This is a genomic window from Rhodoferax sp. RT5P35 (genome assembly GCF_056521385.1).
This window is the reverse complement of the sequence record NZ_JBWMAX010000224.1, coordinates 1-1,203: the sequence shown is the minus strand read 5'-3', so window position 1 is coordinate 1,203 and position 1,203 is coordinate 1. Positions and strand designations below refer to the sequence as shown.

At 58.9% G+C, this 1,203-nt stretch carries 2 protein-coding genes; one reads left to right on the top strand and one right to left on the bottom strand.

Annotated elements, in window-relative coordinates:
* Positions 1-544: aldehyde dehydrogenase family protein (locus AC097L_RS25185; RefSeq protein WP_479589440.1), on the top strand; the 544-nt coding region annotated here is incomplete at its 5' end.
* Positions 545-562: 18 nt separating this feature from the next.
* On the opposite strand, the gene AC097L_RS25180 is transcribed toward AC097L_RS25185, so the two are convergent.
* On the bottom strand, positions 563-1,203 hold a 641-nt coding region (locus tag AC097L_RS25180), incomplete at its 5' end, for a PDDEXK nuclease domain-containing protein (protein ID WP_479589439.1).

Sequence of the window (1,203 nt, the reverse complement as noted above, 5' to 3'; positions counted from 1 at the left end):
AGCCCTGGCCCTGGTTCCACGCTACGCCCCCGCCAACCCGCTGCTGCCCGACACCATCATGGGCGCGCTGGTGGACAAAACCCAGATGGACACGGTGCTGGGCTTTATCGAGGCAGGCCAGCAAGACGGTGCAAAATTGATAGCTGGTGGTGCCCAGGTGATGGGCGATAGCGGTGGTTTTTATGTACAACCAACGATCTTCGATGGTGTGACCAACCGCATGCGCATCGCCCAGGAAGAAATCTTCGGCCCGGTGCTGTCGGTCTTGTCCTTTACCGATGCCGCCGAGGCCGTGCGCATTGCCAACGACAGCATCTACGGCCTGCAGGCCGCCGTCTGGACCCGCGACATCAACAAGGCCCACGGCGTGGCCCGCGCCCTCAAGGCTGGTACCGTGCACGTCAACTCGTACGACGAAGACGACATCACCGTGCCCTTCGGCGGCGTAAAGCAAAGCGGCGTAGGCCGCGACAAGTCGCTGCACGCGTTCGACAAATACAGCGAGCTCAAGACTACCTGGATCCGGATCGACAGCCCGGTGTGAGAGGAGGACTGGCTGGCGTTAGTCGTCCATAGGTGTACTGCCGCCCGCCAGCTCACGTTCGATCTGTTCGATGCTGGGCAGGCTGGTTTGCAGTTCGGCGGGCAGGGATTCCAGTAACTTGTACTCGGCAATGCCCATGGGCTGGGTCTTGTCGCCCAGGGCATATTCGGCCACGATCTTGTTTTTGCTCTTGCAGAGCAACAGGCCAATGCTGGGGTTGTCCTGGGCGTGCTTCACTTGGCGGTCTACGGCGGTCAGGTAAAAGCCTAGCTGGCCCAGGTGCTCGGGTTTGAACTTGCCGCCTTTGAGCTCGATCACCACATAGCAGCGTAGCTTGAGGTGGTAGAACAGCAAGTCGATGAAAAATTCGTCGCCTCCCACATCCAGCAATACTTGCCGTCCAACAAATGCGAATCCAGCGCCCAGTTCCAGCAGGAATTCGGTGACATGCTTCACCAAGGCATTTTCGATGTCACGCTCTTGCGCTTCGTTACCCAGGCCCAGAAAATCAAATCGGTAGGGGTCTTTCAACGATTCACGGGCCAGATCAGACTGGGGCTTGGGCAGATGTGCCTCGAAGTTGGTGACTGCCGTGCCGCTGCGCTCCAGCAGGCGGTTTTCAATCTGCACCACTAAAACATTGCGCGACCAACTGTGCT